The sequence below is a fragment of the Enterococcus thailandicus genome (assembly GCF_001886265.1).
GTDB classification, from domain to species: Bacteria; Bacillota; Bacilli; order Lactobacillales; family Enterococcaceae; genus Enterococcus_B; species Enterococcus_B thailandicus.
Genome location: NZ_JXLE01000009.1, coordinates 94,235 through 112,075, shown reverse-complemented (window position 1 = coordinate 112,075; position 17,841 = coordinate 94,235). Strand labels below are relative to the sequence as shown.

Below are 17,841 nucleotides of genomic sequence, written 5' to 3'. Positions count from 1 at the left end.
AACACCCTACGAAATATTTTTTGGAGTAACGCTGCACTTAATTTGACAATTCAAGCTACTAAAAAAAGCCAGAACATTTCTGTCCTGACTTTTCTTTTAAGAAGGCTTAAGCTTCTACGCTATCGTTTTCAGTATTTAATAGATATTTTGCAACAAGTGCTGCAAGAATCCCACCTACGATTGGCGCAACGATAAATACCCAAACTTGTTCTAACGCTTGACCACCAACTAAAACAGCTGGTGCTAAACTACGTGCTGGGTTAGCTGACATTCCTGTTAATGGAATCCCAACGAAGTGAATCAATGTTAATGACAAACCAATCACTAGACCAGCTAAGCTGCTGTTTCCTTTTGTTTGGCTGGTAACAGTCATGATAACTAATACAAAGATAAAAGTTAAAATAATTTCAACTGATAATGCACCTACTGTACCCATTTCAAAAACATTTTGTCCTAAGTTTTCAACACTTTTACCTGCTGAGTCAAGCAAACCAGATAATGTTAATGAAGCTGCAAATGCCCCAACAACTTGACCTACGATATAATAAACTAATTCAGTAACTGAAATTCTTTTATTCATCCACATTGCAATCGAAACAGCTGGATTCAAATGAGCGCCAGACACAGTACCAATACTGTAAGCTGCTGCAACAATTGTTAAACCAAATGCTAACGCGATGCCAGCAATCCCAACAATCCCTTCTGCTCCTCCGCCTAGTACAGCTGCGCCAGTCCCAACAAAGACTAGAATATAAGTGCCAATAAATTCTGCGATACCTTTTTTCATAAAAAAATACATCCCCTCTCCTTGCAATTATATCATTTTCTTGAAAATTTCCAAGGATTTACATTTCTGAGACATATTTTTCAATCAGGCTCCCAAAATTTGAACACCTACACCTAATAAACCAGGTCCAGTATGAACTACGAGAGCCGGTGAAATTTGGCCAAAATACATTTGTTGCACTTGTGGAAACTCTTGGCGCAACCTTGCTTCCATTGCATGTGCTTCCTCTTCCGCAGCTCCATGTGCGACAGCCAAATTGAAAACTTTTGCATCTCCTACTCGCTCTTTAATTAACGCTACAGTTTTATCCAGACTTTTTTTGCGACCTCTGGCTTTAGCAACCGTGTAATAGATTCCTTCCTCGTTACATGAAATGATTGGATTCAATTTCAAAGCTGTTCCTAAAATGGATGCAACTAAACCAATTCGACCACCTTTTTGTAAGTATTCAAGTGTCGCTACATTGAAAAACACTTTCGTTTGCTTCACTAGAGTTTCCAATTTGTTAATCAATGTTTGCCAGTTCACTCCCTCTTCAAGCCATTTTGCTGCCTGAATAGCTGAGAAACCCGCACCAATTCCAATATTTTTTGTATCAAGGATATACGTTTCTAACGCCGTTTGTTGTTCAGCAATCAATCGCACAACATTATAGGTGCCAGATAAGCCACTAGAAATTGTAATTGCTAGCACTTTTTCGTACCCATCTGCTTTGATTTGATCAAAAATAGCAGTAATCGTTTCACCATCAGGTAGTGAAGTTCCTGGAATTTCTGTTGGTAACTTTTCATAAATCTCTTCTGGGGTAATGTCTACCTTATCAATATATTCACGATCTGAATAAATAATTTTCAAAGGAATCATATACATCTGATATTGTTCCATCAATTCTGCCGGAACATCTGTACCTGAATCGACTAAAATTGCAATTTTTTCTTTATTCATTTGATTTCTCCCCTTTTAGATAATCTGTTTCTAACATAATTGTTTTTTCTGCAAGTAATTTTAAGGCAAAAGATAATGTCGCCGTTTTGACAGCAATCATTTCGACTGCCATTGTTTGATTTAAAATGAGTGGTGCTTGCTCTTTTCCTTGTGCTTGTTGACTGATTAAATGAATCGCTGCTTCTTGTTCTTCACAAAATAAATTATAGGCTTCACGAATACCAATCACTTTTCCTTGAAACAAAATTCCATCTTTGATTTCTGGAATCGTCAAAACTTGTTTCAAAGTTGTAATCGCGATTAAAAAAGCAACATGTCGCTTATTGTAACGTTTTTTGATTGGCGCTGGAATCAAGCCTTGCTTGACGTAATTATTGACCATTGAGGACGTCAATAATGGATGCTTTTCGCCTTGGATAATCGGTGATAGATAACGATCAATCAGAGTGATTACCTGATCCATGTATAATTCTAAATCGGGTAATTCTTCCCAACGCGGCAAACGAAAGGTTTCAATATCTGTTCCCCACGCAACTAATTGTTCACGCATTTTTTCCATTAGTTCGTCTCCTTTTCTAATTTCATCCACATCATATCAAAGTTATCAAAAACATTCAATCTAGTTTTTAAAACTAGATACTTTCTTAATTTTCATTACACAAAAAATTTGAACAACGTGAACCATCGTCTCGAACAGCAAAAATGATTGACCCAAAATCCTTTTCAGAATTTTAGGTCAATCATTTTTATTAATATAGAAAACTTCTAGCCGGACTTCATTGATACTTTCACCAAAATGCGCGAAGAAAGAACATTTTTTTACAAAATATATTTTTAACAGTTGTACATTAAGCACAGTAAATGTATCCGATTTTCATCTATATTAAGCAAATGGACTTTTTGTGATCTACCCGCTTCCTCTAAACACGTTTATAAATTAACAAACATGTTCACAACTCAAGGAAACCCCTTACAATTTCAAGCCCAATATTTATACTAAGAAATGAAGAAACAGTGGCCACCTCGTTCTTCTACTCAAAGATCGATTTTAACGCTTCACTAAGTAATTGTTCGAATTGATTTAATGCTGTTCCAAAGAAAAGATTAGGTTGATATTCTGACAAAACCTGTGCTGTATATGTCTCTGTACTAATTGTTAACGTTGCTAACTGTCCAATTCGAGAATTTTTTTCGCCAACAAAGGCAATTACATCGATTCGATGATTTTTTGCCATTTCTGCAAGTTCTGTTAAACGAAAAGTATCGCCAGAATTCGAAATAATAATAATCAGAACATCTTTTTCAACATTTTCGCGAAGAAATTCTAAGTGACTGTTAGCTGTTGCACGAAATCCATAAAGATTAAATGTTTCAGAAAAATGATTGGCGATATTTTGAGAAAAACCTGATCCTAAAATCATGATTCTTTTTTCGCGATAGGCGGATAGCAAGTGGACGAACGTATCTCTGTCGGCACTTGAGAAAGTACTTGAGAAATTGTTTGAAGACTGCTTGTTTCCATAAGCAAAAACTAGTTCACTATAACCAGAATAACCAATCTTTTTTGCCATATTAACAATCGTTGCAGTTGAGACATACGTTTCTTTTGCTACGTCACGAATACCTAAATTTTTTAATGTTTCACGGTTTTTATCCATAAATCGCAAAACAGCAGCTTCTGAATCATTCAACTGATATTTTTCAATTAGCGTTTCCGTATTCAACAGGTTCACCTCAAATTCAATTCTTTAGTTAGGAGTATTATATTATGACAGAAAAACAGTTTATTCAAGACCCTTGGGCGAAAATGGTTACTAGAAATGGTTTGCGAGGGGACGAAGTTATTTCCGCGTTACAAAAATCTATTCGTAGAGGAAAAGAAAAAGAAGCCTGCGAATTTGCCTATGAGATGTACATCACTTCACCGCAATTTGAAGAAAAATTATGGCGTCGATTATTAGCTATCAGTGTGGAAGATGTTGGAATGGGAAATTCAATGGCTGCAATCATGATTAATAACTTGAACATGATGCGTAAAGAGTTTCAATATAATGAATCAGATCGTGCAATGTTTTTCTTTCATGCCATTCGTTACTTGTGCGAGTCAGAAAAAGATCGTTCATCTGATTTACTCAAAAATATTGTGATAAAGAGTTTTGCCATGGGTTATGTACCTGAAATTCCAGACATCGCACTCGACAAGCATACGACTCGTGGCCAAGAAATGGGACGAGGTTCAGAACATTTCTTACATGAAGCCAGTAAAGTGGTTCCACAAGCAAAAGTAACTAACAACTACAAAGAACAATATGAAGCAATCATAGAGAAATATGATCCAACGCACGTGGTTCCAAGTACCTTTGTTTTTAATCCTTGGCAAGTATAAGGGGGAAATGTTATGGAAAATTCTACGATCATTACAAAACTCAACGACATGCTTAGCCCTATCGCTGCAAAAATTGGGAATCAGCGACATCTTAAAGCAATTTCTAGTGGTATGATGTTTGGTTTACCGTTTATTGTAATTGGTTCTTTTTTTCTGATTTTTGCTAACCCACCTATCAACTTAGATCAATATACTCCCGAAACAGCCAATTTTTTTCTGAAATTTATGGCAGGCTGGAAGGATTTCGCAGTTGCAAATTATGATTTGATTACTGCACCGTACAATTTAACTATGGGACTTATCGGACTAATTAGTGTTTTTGGGATTGCTTTTTCTCTTGCTAGTGAATACAAAATCAATCCATCTATGAACGGTATGGTCGCAACAGTTATTTTTCTAATGGTATGCACACCTGTGACAGACGGAACGATAAATTTAAATTATTTAGGAACAAATGGATTATTTGTGGCTATTATCATTGGACTTCTGGTTGTTGAAATCAATCGATTATTTGAAGTAAAAGATATTAAATTAAAATTACCAGATACCGTACCACCCATGGTAGCAACCTTTATCAACACCTTGGTCCCGCTATTGACGAATATCATTCTTTTTTATGGAATTAACTTACTCTTCTTGAGTACAACTAAAAAGATTTTCCCAGAAACAATTATGAGCGTGCTAACACCTGCAACTGACATTGCTGGGAGTCTTGGCGGGTTCCTGTTAATAGTTACTTTAGGAAATATCTTATGGTTATTTGGAATTAACGGTTCATCAATTATTTTTCCAATCGTCTTTACTTTGGGGATGGCACAAACTGGACTGAATGCCGAGCAAATGTCTAATGGCGAAACGATGACCCATCTTATGAATCTACAAATGTTCCGCATCTCTGTTTTAGGTGGTGCTGGCGGAACACTTGGTTTAGTCATTTTAATGATGCGTAGCAAAGTTTCAGAATATCGTACGATTGGAAAACTATCGATTATTCCTGGAATTTGTTCCATAAATGAACCAATTATTTTCGGTTTACCCATTGTTTTCAATCCAATTTTGGCAATTCCATTTTTAGTTACGCCAATCGTCTCTTTATTACTAACCTATTTTGCTCAAAAACTGGGATTGATTGGTCTAGGATTTATCGTAGATCCGTCCTTCACACCGTTTTTTGCACAGGCGTATCTTTCAAGTATGGATTGGCGAAATATTGTCTTTTGTCTCGTACTAATTCTTATCAGTGCTGTCATCTATTACCCATTTTTCAAAGTGATGGAAAATAACAAGACGAAACTGGTGAATGAAGAATAATAAACAACTTTGTTTACCCGATTTGCTTAACCCTAAAAGATTTCTTTGTATCTTTTGAAATCGAAAATTTATTATGAATTTTACGAGCTATCCTTCCAAACATTCTTTTGAGAGAGGATAGCTCGTGTCACAAAATGAATAACTGCCTTTTTTAGCGTAACTGCTGATGCTGCAGACAAAATGATCTAAGTTTAGGATCTACTGAAGATTAGCATGCCTCAGCTATACTGTTAATTTTGCTAAAATAAGTTTAAAAAAAACTAGCAAATTGGCAGTAATAGTCCAGACTCTTGCTTATTTTCCACAAAAAAACAAGCACGCCAGCCAAAGCATGCTTGTTTTTATTCTCGTTAAGAAATAAGAGGCCCGCCGAAAAATCGGCGGGAAAGGAGTAAAAATGAAAAAGTGTTAGGGTTCGTTCTTTTATTAAGAACTTTCTTTTGTTGGTATGCTTATATAATAGCCAGAAATTATGAATAAACTATGAAAAAAATTCTCTAACCTTGTAAACTTTTCTTTGATTTTTTTCTATGTCTTCTTGCATTTTAAAACGCTTAGTGCTAATATTATTAAGTACTTTTGGTACGGGCCGTTAGCTCAGTTGGTAGAGCAGCTGACTCTTAATCAGCGGGTCGCGGGTTCGAGCCCCTCACGGCCCATTGGGTGCCAAACCCACGAGAATGGTAGTTTGTCGGCGTCTTCGGACGTTTGGAAGACAGACTACGCATTCTCTTTTTTTGTTTTCGAGCATAAAAATCAGATAAGCTACTTACTTTTTTCAACTTAATACTACGCAAAGAATCTAATTCATTAAAACTTCTATTCCTAATTTTCTGCTTATCCTTCCTCATTTTCGCTTTAACTGCTATTCTCATTTTCCAAATAAATACATATTTATAGTAGAAACACCCTGTTCAGCGTTATATTTCTAGCTAATGAAATGACTCTTAATCATCGATCTCAATAAGTATTGATATTTTTCACAGGCCGTTACTAAAGCAATTGTCTTCCAGCGGTTTTCTACTAATTTAAACTGAGTATAGGATAAGAAGATGCGGCATTGATTTAGCGCTCAATTGGTTAATTCTTTTCGTTCCCCAAAAGACTTACCTTCATTTGAATCACTACTGTTTTAAACTAGTTGTTCCTTTTCTTTTTCAGCAGACAGCGTAACGTTTGCTTTCCATTAATAACTCATTTAAGCTTTGAAGTATGAAATACAGACTGTCGCTTTGTCAGCTGTTCGTTGTCACGTAGGCATCCACTTTAAGTAACTCAAACTAGATTTTACTCTGCAGAAAAACCTTTAGGAGGAACCAACATGGACATCTATTTAACCTTTACTAATCAAGCAAAAGAAGTAATCCATTTTTACGAAGAAATCTTCTCAGTGACTTGTACCGACCTGACAACTTTTGGAGATATGCCTAGTTCACCTGATTTTTCTATCCCGGAAGAACAGAAACAGCTTGTTTTAAATGCTAGTCTGATGATTTATGGAACACGAGTTATGTTTTCTGACACACCAGAAGGAATGTCCGCTCCTGTTGTTAACGGTAATAATGTAGCTTTAGTCATTCAGACAACAACCCCAGCAGAAACCAAGCAGCTTTTCCAACAATTAAGTGAGGCCGGAGAAGTCACTATGCCTTTAGAGCCCACCTTTTGGGCAAAACTTTATGGAACATTCACCGACCGCTACGGAATTAACTGGATGGTCAATCTTCCATTAGAGGAGGACTAGTCCATCCATTCAACTAGGTAACTTTCTCTTTGTACGGCAAAAATAACAAAAAGGAGTACAGCCAGACTGGCTGTACTCCTTTTTTGATAAACTCACAAACCAACTTCTGTTAAGCTTTCCAGCTAGCTACCTTGTCTTGGTTATTTTCAATCCAAGTTTTAGCAGCTTCTTGTGGATCTTTTCCATTGTTGATTTCTAGCATAACTTCTTCCATATCTTCTTTGGTCCAATTAAATTGGTCCAATACTTTATATGCTTCAGCTTGATCCTCTTTCAATCCTTTACGAACCATTGTATGGATCTGTTCTTCACTACCCATTCCATTTTTAGGATCTTCTAAATATTTCAACTCATATTTTGCGAACATCCAGTGAGGTGACCACCCAGTGATTACAATAGGTTCTTGCTTTTTAATTGCTTGCCCTAGTGCAACGGTCATTGCCCCTGACGAAGATGTTTCGACTGTCCAGTCCGCTAGATTATCATACGTATTGATTGTATTTTCTGCGGCGTTGACTACACCAGCACCGGGTTCGATCCCAATGATTTTTTTATTTGCTTGATTCGTTAAATCAGCAATTGAATCAACATCCATATAGTCTGGAACAACTAAACCAACTTTTGCGCCTTTTAAATTTGCTCCTAGATCAACGATTTGATCTTTATATTGAGCGTATTGAGAACCATGTGTTTTTGGCAACCAAGCAGAAACCATTCCATCTGATTCACCTTTTGCAATTGATTCCCACATGATTGAATTATCGAGGGGCGTCATCGTCACATCATACCCCATTTGACGTAGCACTTCGCCAACTACATTCGTTGATGCTACTTCTGTATCCCATTCGACATAAGATAAGTTGATTTTTTTCGTTTCTTTACTTGAAAAGACGCTACCGATACCTAATGCACCCAGCAAGATAACTGCTGTTGCAATAATGATGGCTCCACGACGTTTTTTACTTTTAGCTCCTGCTACATCACTTACTTTTTTGGTACGTGGTTGATTCAAGTGTTGTGTGAAACGGTCAATGATAATCGCCAAAATAACTAAAGCAACACCATTAACGAATCCATTCCCAACTTGCGCTCGTTGTAAAGCAGACAGTACTCCACGACCCAGCCCAGGTGCACCAATCATTGAAGCAATAACAACCATAGATAATGAAAGCATCGTTGTTTGGTTGATCCCAGCCATAATAGTATTTTTTGCTAAAGGTAATTCTAGTTTAAATAATTTTTGCCAACCTGTGCTCCCAAATGAATCCGATGCTTCTACTAACTCTTTCGGTACTTGGCGAATGCCTAAATTCGTAAAACGAACAGTTGGCGGTAAAGCAAAAATAACAGAAGCGAACACACCAGGTACCATTCCAATTCCGAAAAAGGCAACTGCTGGAATTAAATAAACAAAACCAGGCATTGTTTGCATAAAGTCAAGAATCGGTTTGATTACACTCTGTGCTTTATCACTTTTTGCCATCAAGATTCCTAAAGGCACACCAATGATAATTGAAATCACACTCGATAATAAAACAAGAGTAACTGTGTTCATCAAATCAGTCCATAAACCTTGATTATAGATAAACCATAAACCAATCAGTGTAAATAAAGTCAAACCTAGACGTTTTTTAGAAATAAAGAAAGCTACTATTGTTAATAGTAAAATGAAAATTGGTGCTGGTATAACCAACAAAATGTTTGTTATACCAGTCATGATTGCTTGCCCGATTGTCTGTAGGAAAGAAAACAAGCCAGAGAATGTCGTTGTGAACCATTCCGTCATTGTTTCGACCCAATCAGCAACGGGAATTTGATAGTTTAATAAATTATTCATGTTCACTCACCTCACTTGTTTCTGCCAACGCTTCAATCACACTTCCACGAATGACGACTCCTCGTAGCTTGCCATTATCAACAACTGCTAGTGGTGTTGGTGAATCATAAATAATATTAAAAATATCATTGACTAGCATATCTTTATCAATTGTTGTCACATTTTCATCTAAGAAATCAGTCAACGGTCGTTTTTGACGACGAGCTTCCAAAGCATTTTCAGCTGTAATGATTCCTTTCAAGTGACGCTTTTTATCCACGGCCATCAGCATACTTACTTCTTCGCTACGCATGCGTGTCAATGCGACATTTGGTCCATCCACTTCAATATTTGTTGTTAAAGCTGGCACCATGATGTTTTGGGCGGTTAAGACTTTCGAACGATCGACTTCTTCCACGAATTCACGGACATATTCATTCGCAGGGTTTGTCAAAATTTCTTCTCCTGTTCCGATCTGCATAATTTCTCCGTCTTTCATTAGTGCAATTCGATCCCCAATGCGTAAAGCTTCATTTAAATCATGAGTGATAAAAATAATTGTTTTTTGAACAGAAGCTTGTAATTCAAGCAGCTCATCTTGCATCTCACGACGAATCAATGGATCCAACGCAGAAAAAGCCTCGTCCATCAACAAAATTTCCGGATCATTTGCTAGCGCTCGTGCTAGACCGACGCGTTGCTGCATCCCGCCAGATAATTGGTTGGGGTATTGATCTTTAAATGAAAGTAAGCCAGAATTTTCTAACGCTTGTTCCGCTTTCTTCTGACGCTCTTCTTTAGGTACGCCACGTACTTCTAATCCATACTCCGTGTTTTCTAAAATTGTTCGTTGTGGAAACAACCCAAAGTTTTGAAAAACCATGTTGATTTTATGACGACGAACTTCACGTAATTCTTCTTTATTTAATTGGGATACATCTTCCCCATCAATATAAATATTTCCAGCTGTTGGCTCAATCAGACGATTCAATAATCGAATCAATGTGGACTTTCCACTTCCTGAAAGTCCCATGATGACGAAAATTTCGCCTTCTTTCACATCGAAATTAACATCATATACGCCAACTGTTGCACCAGTTTTCTTTAAAATTTCTGTTTTTGGTTGATGCTGTTGCATCATTTCTAATGCGGTTTGTGTCTTTTTACCAAAAATCTTTGTTAATTTTTTTACTTCAACTTTTGTCAAACCAATTCTCCTTTTTTTCGCAAGTTTCAAATTTTTTTCATGAAAAAAGTGACCACACAATAGTAACATCATGTAGTCACTTTGTCAAAAAAGAAAAAAAGAGCGAACAATCGCTTGTCCGCTCTGCGTTTTACTCAATTTTTATTCTTCTGGATAGAAAAAATTCATCATTCGTTGCAAGGTATATTCGTTTCCAATAAAGTGAACCGTATCACCTTCGCTAAATTTTGCATACGGCCCCGGGGAAACAAGTAGCTCTTCTTCATGCGAGATAGCAATGACTGTCGCACCAGTGACTTGCCAAATGTTTAATTCACTAATTGATTGATCCAAATGTTCCGCATTTTTGCTTAATTGCAGTTCAAACGGTAACAATGGATTCATTTTGTGGATGCGTTTTGTTTGGTTAACTAATTGATCCAGAAGTTGCGAAAAGTGATCCAACTCTTCTTTTTGTTTCTCAACACTAGCCATAATATCTGCTTTCGTTTCCTGAATGGATTGTACATCTTGATATTGTAATAAAAATTCTTTCGCTTTTTCTTTGGAAGCGACAAATGCACCACTACCATGACGAACTTCCATAATTCCCAAATCGACTAAAACATTGATTGCTTTACGTGTCGTTTCTGGTGAAGCATTATATGTGCTTGCTAAGGTTGAACGGGCATGGATTTTTTCGCCAACTTTGTAACGATTTTCCACAATTCGCTCCGCTAAGTCCACTGCAATTTGCTGGTAACGTGGACGAACAACTTTTTTCTTTTCCGCCATAGCTTATTCCTCTTCCCTTTCAAATCTTGTCAAAATCATCTTACTATGCTCCGTTAAAATAAGCAAAAAAAGCTGAAGTAAAGTGTTGCTCTTACCTCAGCTTTTTATTCGTTCTTACTCAATTTTCTTATTTTTCAGTGTTTGATGCTTTTTTCACTGGACAAGTAGTATGACAATCATCACAATTCTTGCCTTTCTTCACGCGAGAATAAACAATATATCCTGCACTTCCAAAAATCAACACACTTAATAAAAATGTTGCCATCTTACCTTTCTCCTTCCAATGAAAGTGACACAACTGATTCTTTTCGTACCATCGGTTTTTTTATGATGCCATACACTAAAGCAATCAATACTAAGCCAGCTAAATAAGTCATGATTGACAAGTTGCCACCTTCAAAGATCACATGCCCAATTTGATAAATGATAAAGCTGACTAAGTAAGCTAAACCACACTGATAGCCAATCGCAATCCAAGTCCATTTTTTCGAACCCATTTCGCGATGAATTGCACCAATTGCAGCAAAACATGGCGCACACAACAAATTAAATGCAAGCAATGAATAGGCAGCAACTGGTGTATACGTTCCACGGAGCACTTGCCAGATTTCTTGTCCATTTTCGGAAACTTCTGCATTTCCAAACAGAATTCCAAATGTTCCAATCACATTTTCTTTTGCCACTAATCCAGTAATCGTTGCAACGGCACCTTGCCAGTTTCCCCAGCCAAGTGGCTGAAAAACAGGTGCAATGATTCTTCCAAGCCAAGCTAAAATACTGTGGGTTTCTGCTACTGATTGACCACGGAAATTGTAAGAAGATAAAAACCAAACAGCAATACTTGAAACAAAAATAATTGTTCCTGCTTTTTTCACAAATGATTTACAACGATCATACGTTTGTCGTAAAATCGTCTGAAGTTGTGGAAAATGATACATTGGCAACTCCATAATAAACGGAGCTGTTTCACCAGCAAATAAGCGCGTTTTTTTCAACGCAATCCCAGATAAAATAATGGCACTCATTCCTAAAAAGTAGGCAGACGGTGCCACCCATGAAGAACGTGGGAAAAAAGCACCTGCGATCAATGCAATAATTGGTAATTTTGCGGAACAAGGCATGAATGTCGTGACCATAATCGTTAAACGACGATCTTGTTCATTTTCAATTGTTCGGCTCGCCATCACGCCCGGCACACCACAACCCGTTGCAATCAGCATCGGAATGAACGATTTTCCTGACAAGCCAAATTTGCGGAATAAACGGTCCATCACAAAAGCAATCCGTGCCATGTACCCACAATCTTCCAAAAAACTTAAACAGAGAAACAAAACCATCAGTTGCGGTAAAAAGCCTAACACTGCACCAACACCAGCAATGATTCCATTTAAGATAAGTTGCTGCATCCAGTCCGCGACTTGAGCGGCCTGTAACCAGCTTCCAACCGTTTCCGGTACCCATGAGCCAAAGAACGTATCATTGATCCAGTCCGTTCCCATCGTTCCAATTGTTTGAATGGCTAAATAATAGATAAACCACATCACTAACGCAAAGATTGGTAACGCCAACCAACGATTCGTTACGATGCGATCAATTTTGTCACTTAACGAATATTGGAAAGAATCAACAACTACCACACTCAAAGCTGTTAGTTGTGTGATAAATTCATATCTTTCATTGACTAGAATAGTTTCACTTTCTTCTGCAAAAATTTTTTCTGTTAACTGAATCAACTCTTCAATTTCTTTTGTTTGTTGCGTTGTTAGCTCTAATTCAGAACTAGCTAATGTTTCTCGTTCAAAGTACTTTAGAGCATACCAACGCTGATTTTTTATTGTGAAATCAAAATGCAAGACATCTTCAATTTCATTTAATGCTGCTTCCAATCGTGGATCGTATTCGCATGGTTCTGGTACGGTAAAGGTTTCTTGATTGGTTAACAACTTTGAGACACGTTCAAGTCCTTGGTTTTTGACAACGCTCATTGGAATAACTGGCACGCCTAACCCATAAGACAATTTATCAAGGTTGATTGTCTTTCCTTCTTTTTTGACCACATCCATCATGTTTAAGCAGACAACAACCGGAATACCTAAATCAAGTAACTGCGTAGTGAGATAAAGGTTTCTTTCCAAATTAGTCGCATCTACGATATTCAACACAACATCTGGGCGTTCATGAATCAAATATTCTCTAGCAACCATTTCTTCAGGTGTATATGGAGAGAGAGAATAAATGCCGGGTAAATCTTGAATGTGGATTGCTGGATGTTTTTTTAGGTTACCTGATTTTTTTTCGACTGTAACCCCTGGCCAATTTCCAACATATTGATTGGCTCCCGTCAACGCATTGAATAAACTCGTCTTCCCACTGTTGGGATTACCAACTAACGCAACTTCAATACTCATTCACTTCGCTCCTTTTGAACAAGAATCAATTCAGCTTCTTTTTTTCGCAATGTTAATTCATATCCACGTAAAGTAATCTCGATTGGATCGCCTAACGGTGCTAACTTTCGAATCGCTACTCGAACATTTTTCGTCACGCCCATATCCATTAAGCGTCGTTTCACTGCACCTTGTCCATGAAGAGCTACCACTGTCGCGCTTTCGCCAACAGTCAGCTGATCAAGAGATGTCCAGCTTTCTGCTATAGAATCTGGCTTCTTCACAAAAATCTGCGCTAGTAATTCTCGATTTACAGCAATTCGATTGTTCTTTAATAGAAGAATTGCGTTTTCCCCTGACAAATTCACAACCACAATTTTGGTCCCTGGGATGATTCCTAAATTTTGCAAATGATTTTTGACAGACTCTTTTGTCTGGATTTTGACAATTTGGTAAACTAAATTCTGTTTTGCTTGTGCTAAAGTTTCCATCCGAAATCCTTTCTTGTGAAAAAAATCATGTGGGGAAATGATTTCATTCCTTTTTGTTTCTATTTATTTTTGTTGAACAGAACAACGATTGATAATCATTCTCAACAAGAATAACTCCATCAATTGAGAAAGTCAATTAGCATTGTGAAAGATTACACTTTTGTTATAGATTCTTTTAATTTGATGAGAAAAAAAATCTTTTTAAGTGGTTATCCACAGCTTATTTTTACTTAATTATGGGATTTCCCTTACTGATACTTGCTTTCAATTGTTTTTCAAAAAACACAAAACTTAGTATTCCACAGTTTCCACAACACAATATATAGTGTTTCCTGTTTGACTTTTTTACTAAGAGTTTTATACTATTGATTATAGATAACGATGAAATGTGTTACGAGGAGGCACAAACGATGAACGTAAAAATTTTTTCTAAAAACAACTGTATGCAATGTAAAATGGTCAAACGTTTTTTAGCTGATAACGAAATTGATTTTGAAGAAGTAAATATTGACGAAAAACCAGAAGCAATTGATTGGTTGAAAGAACAAGGATTCCAAAGCGTCCCTGTGACAACTTCTGAGATTGAAACGGTTATTGGTTTCCGTCCAGATCAATTACGCAGATTAGCTAGCTAATTTGTTTATCAACTAAAAATAGGTAGTACACTTGGATTTGACGGCTCGACCAAAAGCCCCAAATCCTTTTTTAAAGCACGATTCTCCAAAACTAAACAAAAAGAAAAGAAGGTTGGGCGTACTTATGAGTCTTAAAAATTTAAAAGATGTCAGTTACTTTAAGTTAAACAACGAGATTAACCGACCAGTTAACGGTCAAATTCCTTTGAATAAGGATAAAGAAGCTCTTGCAGCTTTTTTTGAGGAAAATGTACAACCAAATACGATGACATTTCCAACAATCAAAGAAAAAATCGATTATCTGATTGAAAATCAATATATCGAAGCAGAATTTATCCAATTATATTCTGATGAATTTATTGAAAAGTTGTATCAATTTTTAGCAGACCAACACTTTACCTTTAAGTCATTTATGGCAGCTTATAAATTTTATTCTCAATATGCGTTAAAAACAAATGATGGCTCTGCTTACCTTGAATCTTACGAAGACCGCGTAGCTTTTAATGCCTTATATTTTGCAAATGGTGACGAAGCACTTGCGTTGGCTTTAGCTGATGAAATGATCCATCAACGTTACCAACCTGCAACTCCTTCATTCTTGAATGCTGGACGTAAACGCCGTGGCGAATTAGTTTCTTGTTTCTTAACACAAGTTACTGACGATATGAACTCGATTGGGCGCTCAATCAACTCTGCTCTACAACTATCTCGCATTGGTGGCGGTGTCGGAATCACTCTTTCCAACTTGCGTGAAGCAGGGGCTCCTATCAAAGGCTACGAGGGCGCAGCCAGCGGTGTCGTTCCTGTCATGAAATTATTCGAAGATAGCTTTAGTTATTCAAATCAATTAGGTCAGCGTCAAGGTGCTGGTGTTGTTTATCTGAACGTTTTCCATCCAGATATCATTGCCTTTTTATCTGCAAAAAAAGAAAATGCTGATGAAAAAATCCGTGTAAAAACACTTTCTCTTGGGATTGTTGTTCCTGATAAGTTCTATGAATTGACTCGTAAAAACGAAGAAATGTATTTATTTAGTCCTTATAGTGTAGAAAAAGAATATGGTGTTCCGTTCTCTTATGTTGACATCACGAAAGAATATGACAACTTAGTAGCCAACCCTAATATTCGTAAACAAAAAATCAAAGCACGCGATTTAGAAAATGAAATCTCAAAATTGCAACAAGAATCTGGTTATCCTTATATCATCAACATTGATACAGCGAACCGCGAAAACCCAATCGACGGTAAAATCATTATGAGTAACCTATGTTCTGAAATCTTACAAGTTCAAACGCCTTCTGTCATCAATGGCAAACAAGAATACGAAGTGTTAGGAACAGACATTTCATGTAACTTAGGTTCAACAAATATTGTTAACTTGATGGACAGTCCCGACTTTGGAAAATCCATTCGAACAATGACTCGTGCCTTAACCTACATCACTGATGCTTCTGATATTGATGTTGTGCCACCAATTCAAAATGGAAATCAACTAAATCATACCATTGGATTAGGTGCGATGGGCTTACACACTTACTTTGCAAAAGAACAAATGGAATATGGCTCTGAAGATTCTTTGGACTTTACCAATATCTATTTCATGTTACTGAACTATTGGACATTAGTTGAAAGTAATCAAATTGCTCGTGAACGTAAGGAAGTTTTCCATAACTTTGAAAAATCAGACTATGCGAATGGCTCTTACTTTGACAAATATATCACTGGCGAGTTCCAACCAAAATCTGAAAAAGTAAAAGCATTATTTGAAGGTATCTTCGTCCCAACTGCACAAGATTGGGAAGAGTTAAAACAAGCGATTATGAAAGATGGTCTATATCATCAAAATCGTCTGGCTGTAGCGCCAAACGGTTCAATTTCTTACATTAATGATACAAGTGCAAGTATTCATCCGATTACGCGAATGATTGAAGAACGTCAAGAAAAGAAAATCGGTAAAATCTACTATCCTGCACCTTATCTTTCAAATGAAACGATTCCTTATTACACTTCTGCTTACGATATGGATATGCGCAAAGTCATCGACATTTATGCAACTGCACAAAAGCATGTCGATCAAGGAATGAGTTTAACTTTATTTATGCGTTCAGAAATTCCAGAAGGCTTATATGAATGGAAAACAAGTAGCAAACAATCGACACGTGATTTAAACATTTTACGTCACTATGCTTTCCATAAAGGCGTGAAATCAATTTATTATGTACGTACCTTTACCGATGATGCAGAAGAAATCGGTAGCAACCAATGTGAAAGTTGTGTCATTTAACAAGCAAACGAATTTAGAAACGACAATCAATAAAGGAGCAAACTCATGTCAGAAACTTATTATGAAGCAATTAACTGGAATGAAATCGAAGATATTATTGACAAGTCTACCTGGGAAAAGTTAACGGAACAGTTTTGGTTAGATACTCGTATCCCACTTTCAAATGACTTAGATGACTGGCGGACACTTTCTGAACTAGAAAAAGAAACCGTTGGTCATGTATTCGGTGGTTTGACATTGCTTGATACGGTCCAATCAGAAAGCGGAATGGATCAGCTACGAAATGATGTCCGTACACCACATGAAGAAGCTGTTTTAAACAATATTCAGTTTATGGAATCTGTTCATGCGAAAAGCTATTCTTCTATTTTCAGTACATTAAATACCAAAAAAGAAATCGAAGAAATTTTTGAGTGGACCAATACAAACATCTATTTACAACGCAAAGCGGAACGCATCAATGAGATTTATAAAAATGGTACACCTTTAGAGAAAAAAGTAGCGAGTGTTTTCTTAGAAACATTCCTCTTCTATTCTGGTTTTTATACACCTCTTTATTATTTAGGAAATAATAAACTAGCAAACGTTGCTGAAATCATCAAATTGATTATCCGCGATGAATCTGTTCATGGAACGTATATTGGTTACAAATTCCAACTCGGCTACAACGAGTTACCTGAAGCAGAACAAGAACAATTGAAAGATTGGATGTACAATTTACTTTATGAATTGTATGAAAATGAAGAACGTTATACAGAAGAGTTATATGATGAAATGGGTTGGACAGAGGAAGTAAAAACTTTCTTGCGTTACAATGCAAATAAAGCATTGATGAATTTGGGGATGGATCCACTTTTCCCAGATACCGCAAATGATGTCAATCCAATCGTCATGAATGGAATCTCAACTGGTACAAGCAACCATGATTTCTTCTCTCAAGTAGGGAACGGCTATTTACTAGGTCACGTGGAAGCAATGAAAGATGATGACTATTTGATTGGATTAGAATAAGAAAACTTGATAATCTTTGAGAGAAAATTATCAAGACTTTCTCTCAGCAAACAAAGGTTTCCC

16 protein-coding genes and 1 tRNA gene are annotated in these 17,841 nt (G+C 36.8%); 7 read left to right on the top strand and 10 right to left on the bottom strand.

Translation table 11 applies throughout. The features are described 5' to 3' along the window. Nucleotides 1-106 precede the first annotated feature (106 nt). The 4 genes from RV17_RS08065 to RV17_RS08050 form a co-directional block, all read right to left on the bottom strand. Nucleotides 107-787 carry an MIP/aquaporin family protein gene (locus RV17_RS08065; protein WP_067482903.1) on the bottom strand — a complete coding sequence of 227 codons (681 nt, stop codon included), beginning with the start codon at nucleotides 785-787 and terminating at the stop codon, nucleotides 107-109. 84 nt (nucleotides 788-871) lie between these two features. Beyond that, on the bottom strand, nucleotides 872-1,732 hold the full coding sequence (locus tag RV17_RS08060; RefSeq protein WP_071868949.1) for a DegV family protein: 861 nt from the start codon (nucleotides 1,730-1,732) through the stop codon (nucleotides 872-874). After that, nucleotides 1,725-2,291 carry a DUF1836 domain-containing protein gene (locus RV17_RS08055; RefSeq protein WP_071868948.1) on the bottom strand — a complete coding sequence of 189 codons (567 nt, stop codon included), beginning with the start codon at nucleotides 2,289-2,291 and terminating at the stop codon, nucleotides 1,725-1,727. The genes RV17_RS08060 and RV17_RS08055 overlap by 8 nt, the downstream gene beginning before the upstream one ends. A 472-nt stretch (nucleotides 2,292-2,763) precedes the next feature. Then, complete coding sequence (locus RV17_RS08050; RefSeq protein ID WP_067482909.1) at nucleotides 2,764-3,456, bottom strand: MurR/RpiR family transcriptional regulator; 693 nt, start codon at nucleotides 3,454-3,456, stop codon at nucleotides 2,764-2,766. Nucleotides 3,457-3,500: 44 nt separating this feature from the next. Here RV17_RS08050 and RV17_RS08045 point away from each other — a divergent pair, with 44 nt between their 5' ends. From RV17_RS08045 to RV17_RS08030, 4 genes are all read left to right on the top strand, one after another. After that, nucleotides 3,501-4,118 carry an AAA family ATPase gene (locus RV17_RS08045; RefSeq protein WP_067482911.1) on the top strand — a complete coding sequence of 206 codons (618 nt, stop codon included), beginning with the start codon at nucleotides 3,501-3,503 and terminating at the stop codon, nucleotides 4,116-4,118. A gap of 12 nt (nucleotides 4,119-4,130) precedes the next feature. After that, entirely contained in the window at nucleotides 4,131-5,429 is a 1,299-nt protein-coding gene (locus RV17_RS08040; protein WP_067482912.1) for a PTS sugar transporter subunit IIC, read from the top strand. A gap of 586 nt (nucleotides 5,430-6,015) precedes the next feature. Beyond that, nucleotides 6,016-6,088: transfer RNA gene (locus tag RV17_RS08035), tRNA-Lys, on the top strand. Nucleotides 6,089-6,750: 662 nt separating this feature from the next. Continuing rightward, nucleotides 6,751-7,173 (top strand): VOC family protein, encoded by a 423-nt coding sequence (locus RV17_RS08030; protein ID WP_067482913.1) that lies wholly within the window; start codon nucleotides 6,751-6,753, stop codon nucleotides 7,171-7,173. Between the two features lie 109 nt (nucleotides 7,174-7,282). Here the strand turns inward: RV17_RS08030 and RV17_RS08025 are convergent, their stop codons facing one another. The 6 genes from RV17_RS08025 to RV17_RS08005 all read right to left on the bottom strand — a co-directional run bounded on the left by RV17_RS08025 (nucleotide 7,283) and on the right by RV17_RS08005 (nucleotide 13,848). Next, complete coding sequence (locus tag RV17_RS08025; protein WP_071868947.1) at nucleotides 7,283-9,010, bottom strand: ABC transporter permease/substrate binding protein; 1,728 nt, start codon at nucleotides 9,008-9,010, stop codon at nucleotides 7,283-7,285. Next, nucleotides 9,003-10,196: a quaternary amine ABC transporter ATP-binding protein gene (locus RV17_RS08020; RefSeq protein ID WP_071868952.1), complete on the bottom strand. Its 1,194-nt coding sequence runs from the start codon at nucleotides 10,194-10,196 to the stop codon at nucleotides 9,003-9,005. The genes RV17_RS08025 and RV17_RS08020 overlap by 8 nt, the downstream gene beginning before the upstream one ends. Nucleotides 10,197-10,337: 141 nt before the next feature. After that, complete coding sequence (locus RV17_RS08015; RefSeq protein ID WP_067482918.1) at nucleotides 10,338-10,970, bottom strand: GntR family transcriptional regulator; 633 nt, start codon at nucleotides 10,968-10,970, stop codon at nucleotides 10,338-10,340. Between the two features lie 127 nt (nucleotides 10,971-11,097). Next, nucleotides 11,098-11,235 (bottom strand): FeoB-associated Cys-rich membrane protein, encoded by a 138-nt coding sequence (locus tag RV17_RS13260; RefSeq protein WP_095803826.1) that lies wholly within the window; start codon nucleotides 11,233-11,235, stop codon nucleotides 11,098-11,100. Nucleotide 11,236: 1 nt separating this feature from the next. Further along, entirely contained in the window at nucleotides 11,237-13,378 is a 2,142-nt protein-coding gene (feoB, locus tag RV17_RS08010; protein WP_071868946.1) for a ferrous iron transport protein B, read from the bottom strand. Continuing rightward, on the bottom strand, nucleotides 13,375-13,848 hold the full coding sequence (locus RV17_RS08005; RefSeq protein WP_067482922.1) for a FeoA family protein: 474 nt from the start codon (nucleotides 13,846-13,848) through the stop codon (nucleotides 13,375-13,377). The genes feoB and RV17_RS08005 overlap by 4 nt, the downstream gene beginning before the upstream one ends. A gap of 410 nt (nucleotides 13,849-14,258) precedes the next feature. Here RV17_RS08005 and nrdH point away from each other — a divergent pair, with 410 nt between their 5' ends. The 3 genes from nrdH to nrdF all read left to right on the top strand — a co-directional run bounded on the left by nrdH (nucleotide 14,259) and on the right by nrdF (nucleotide 17,778). Then, the gene (gene nrdH / locus RV17_RS08000; RefSeq protein WP_067482923.1) at nucleotides 14,259-14,483 is read left to right on the top strand and encodes a glutaredoxin-like protein NrdH; all 225 of its coding nucleotides are present in this window, start codon (nucleotides 14,259-14,261) and stop codon (nucleotides 14,481-14,483) included. Between the two features lie 124 nt (nucleotides 14,484-14,607). Further along, the gene (nrdE, locus tag RV17_RS07995; protein ID WP_067482924.1) at nucleotides 14,608-16,767 is read left to right on the top strand and encodes a class 1b ribonucleoside-diphosphate reductase subunit alpha; all 2,160 of its coding nucleotides are present in this window, start codon (nucleotides 14,608-14,610) and stop codon (nucleotides 16,765-16,767) included. Nucleotides 16,768-16,812: 45 nt separating this feature from the next. Further along, on the top strand, nucleotides 16,813-17,778 hold the full coding sequence (gene nrdF, locus RV17_RS07990; RefSeq protein WP_067482926.1) for a class 1b ribonucleoside-diphosphate reductase subunit beta: 966 nt from the start codon (nucleotides 16,813-16,815) through the stop codon (nucleotides 17,776-17,778). Nucleotides 17,779-17,841 lie beyond the last annotated feature (63 nt).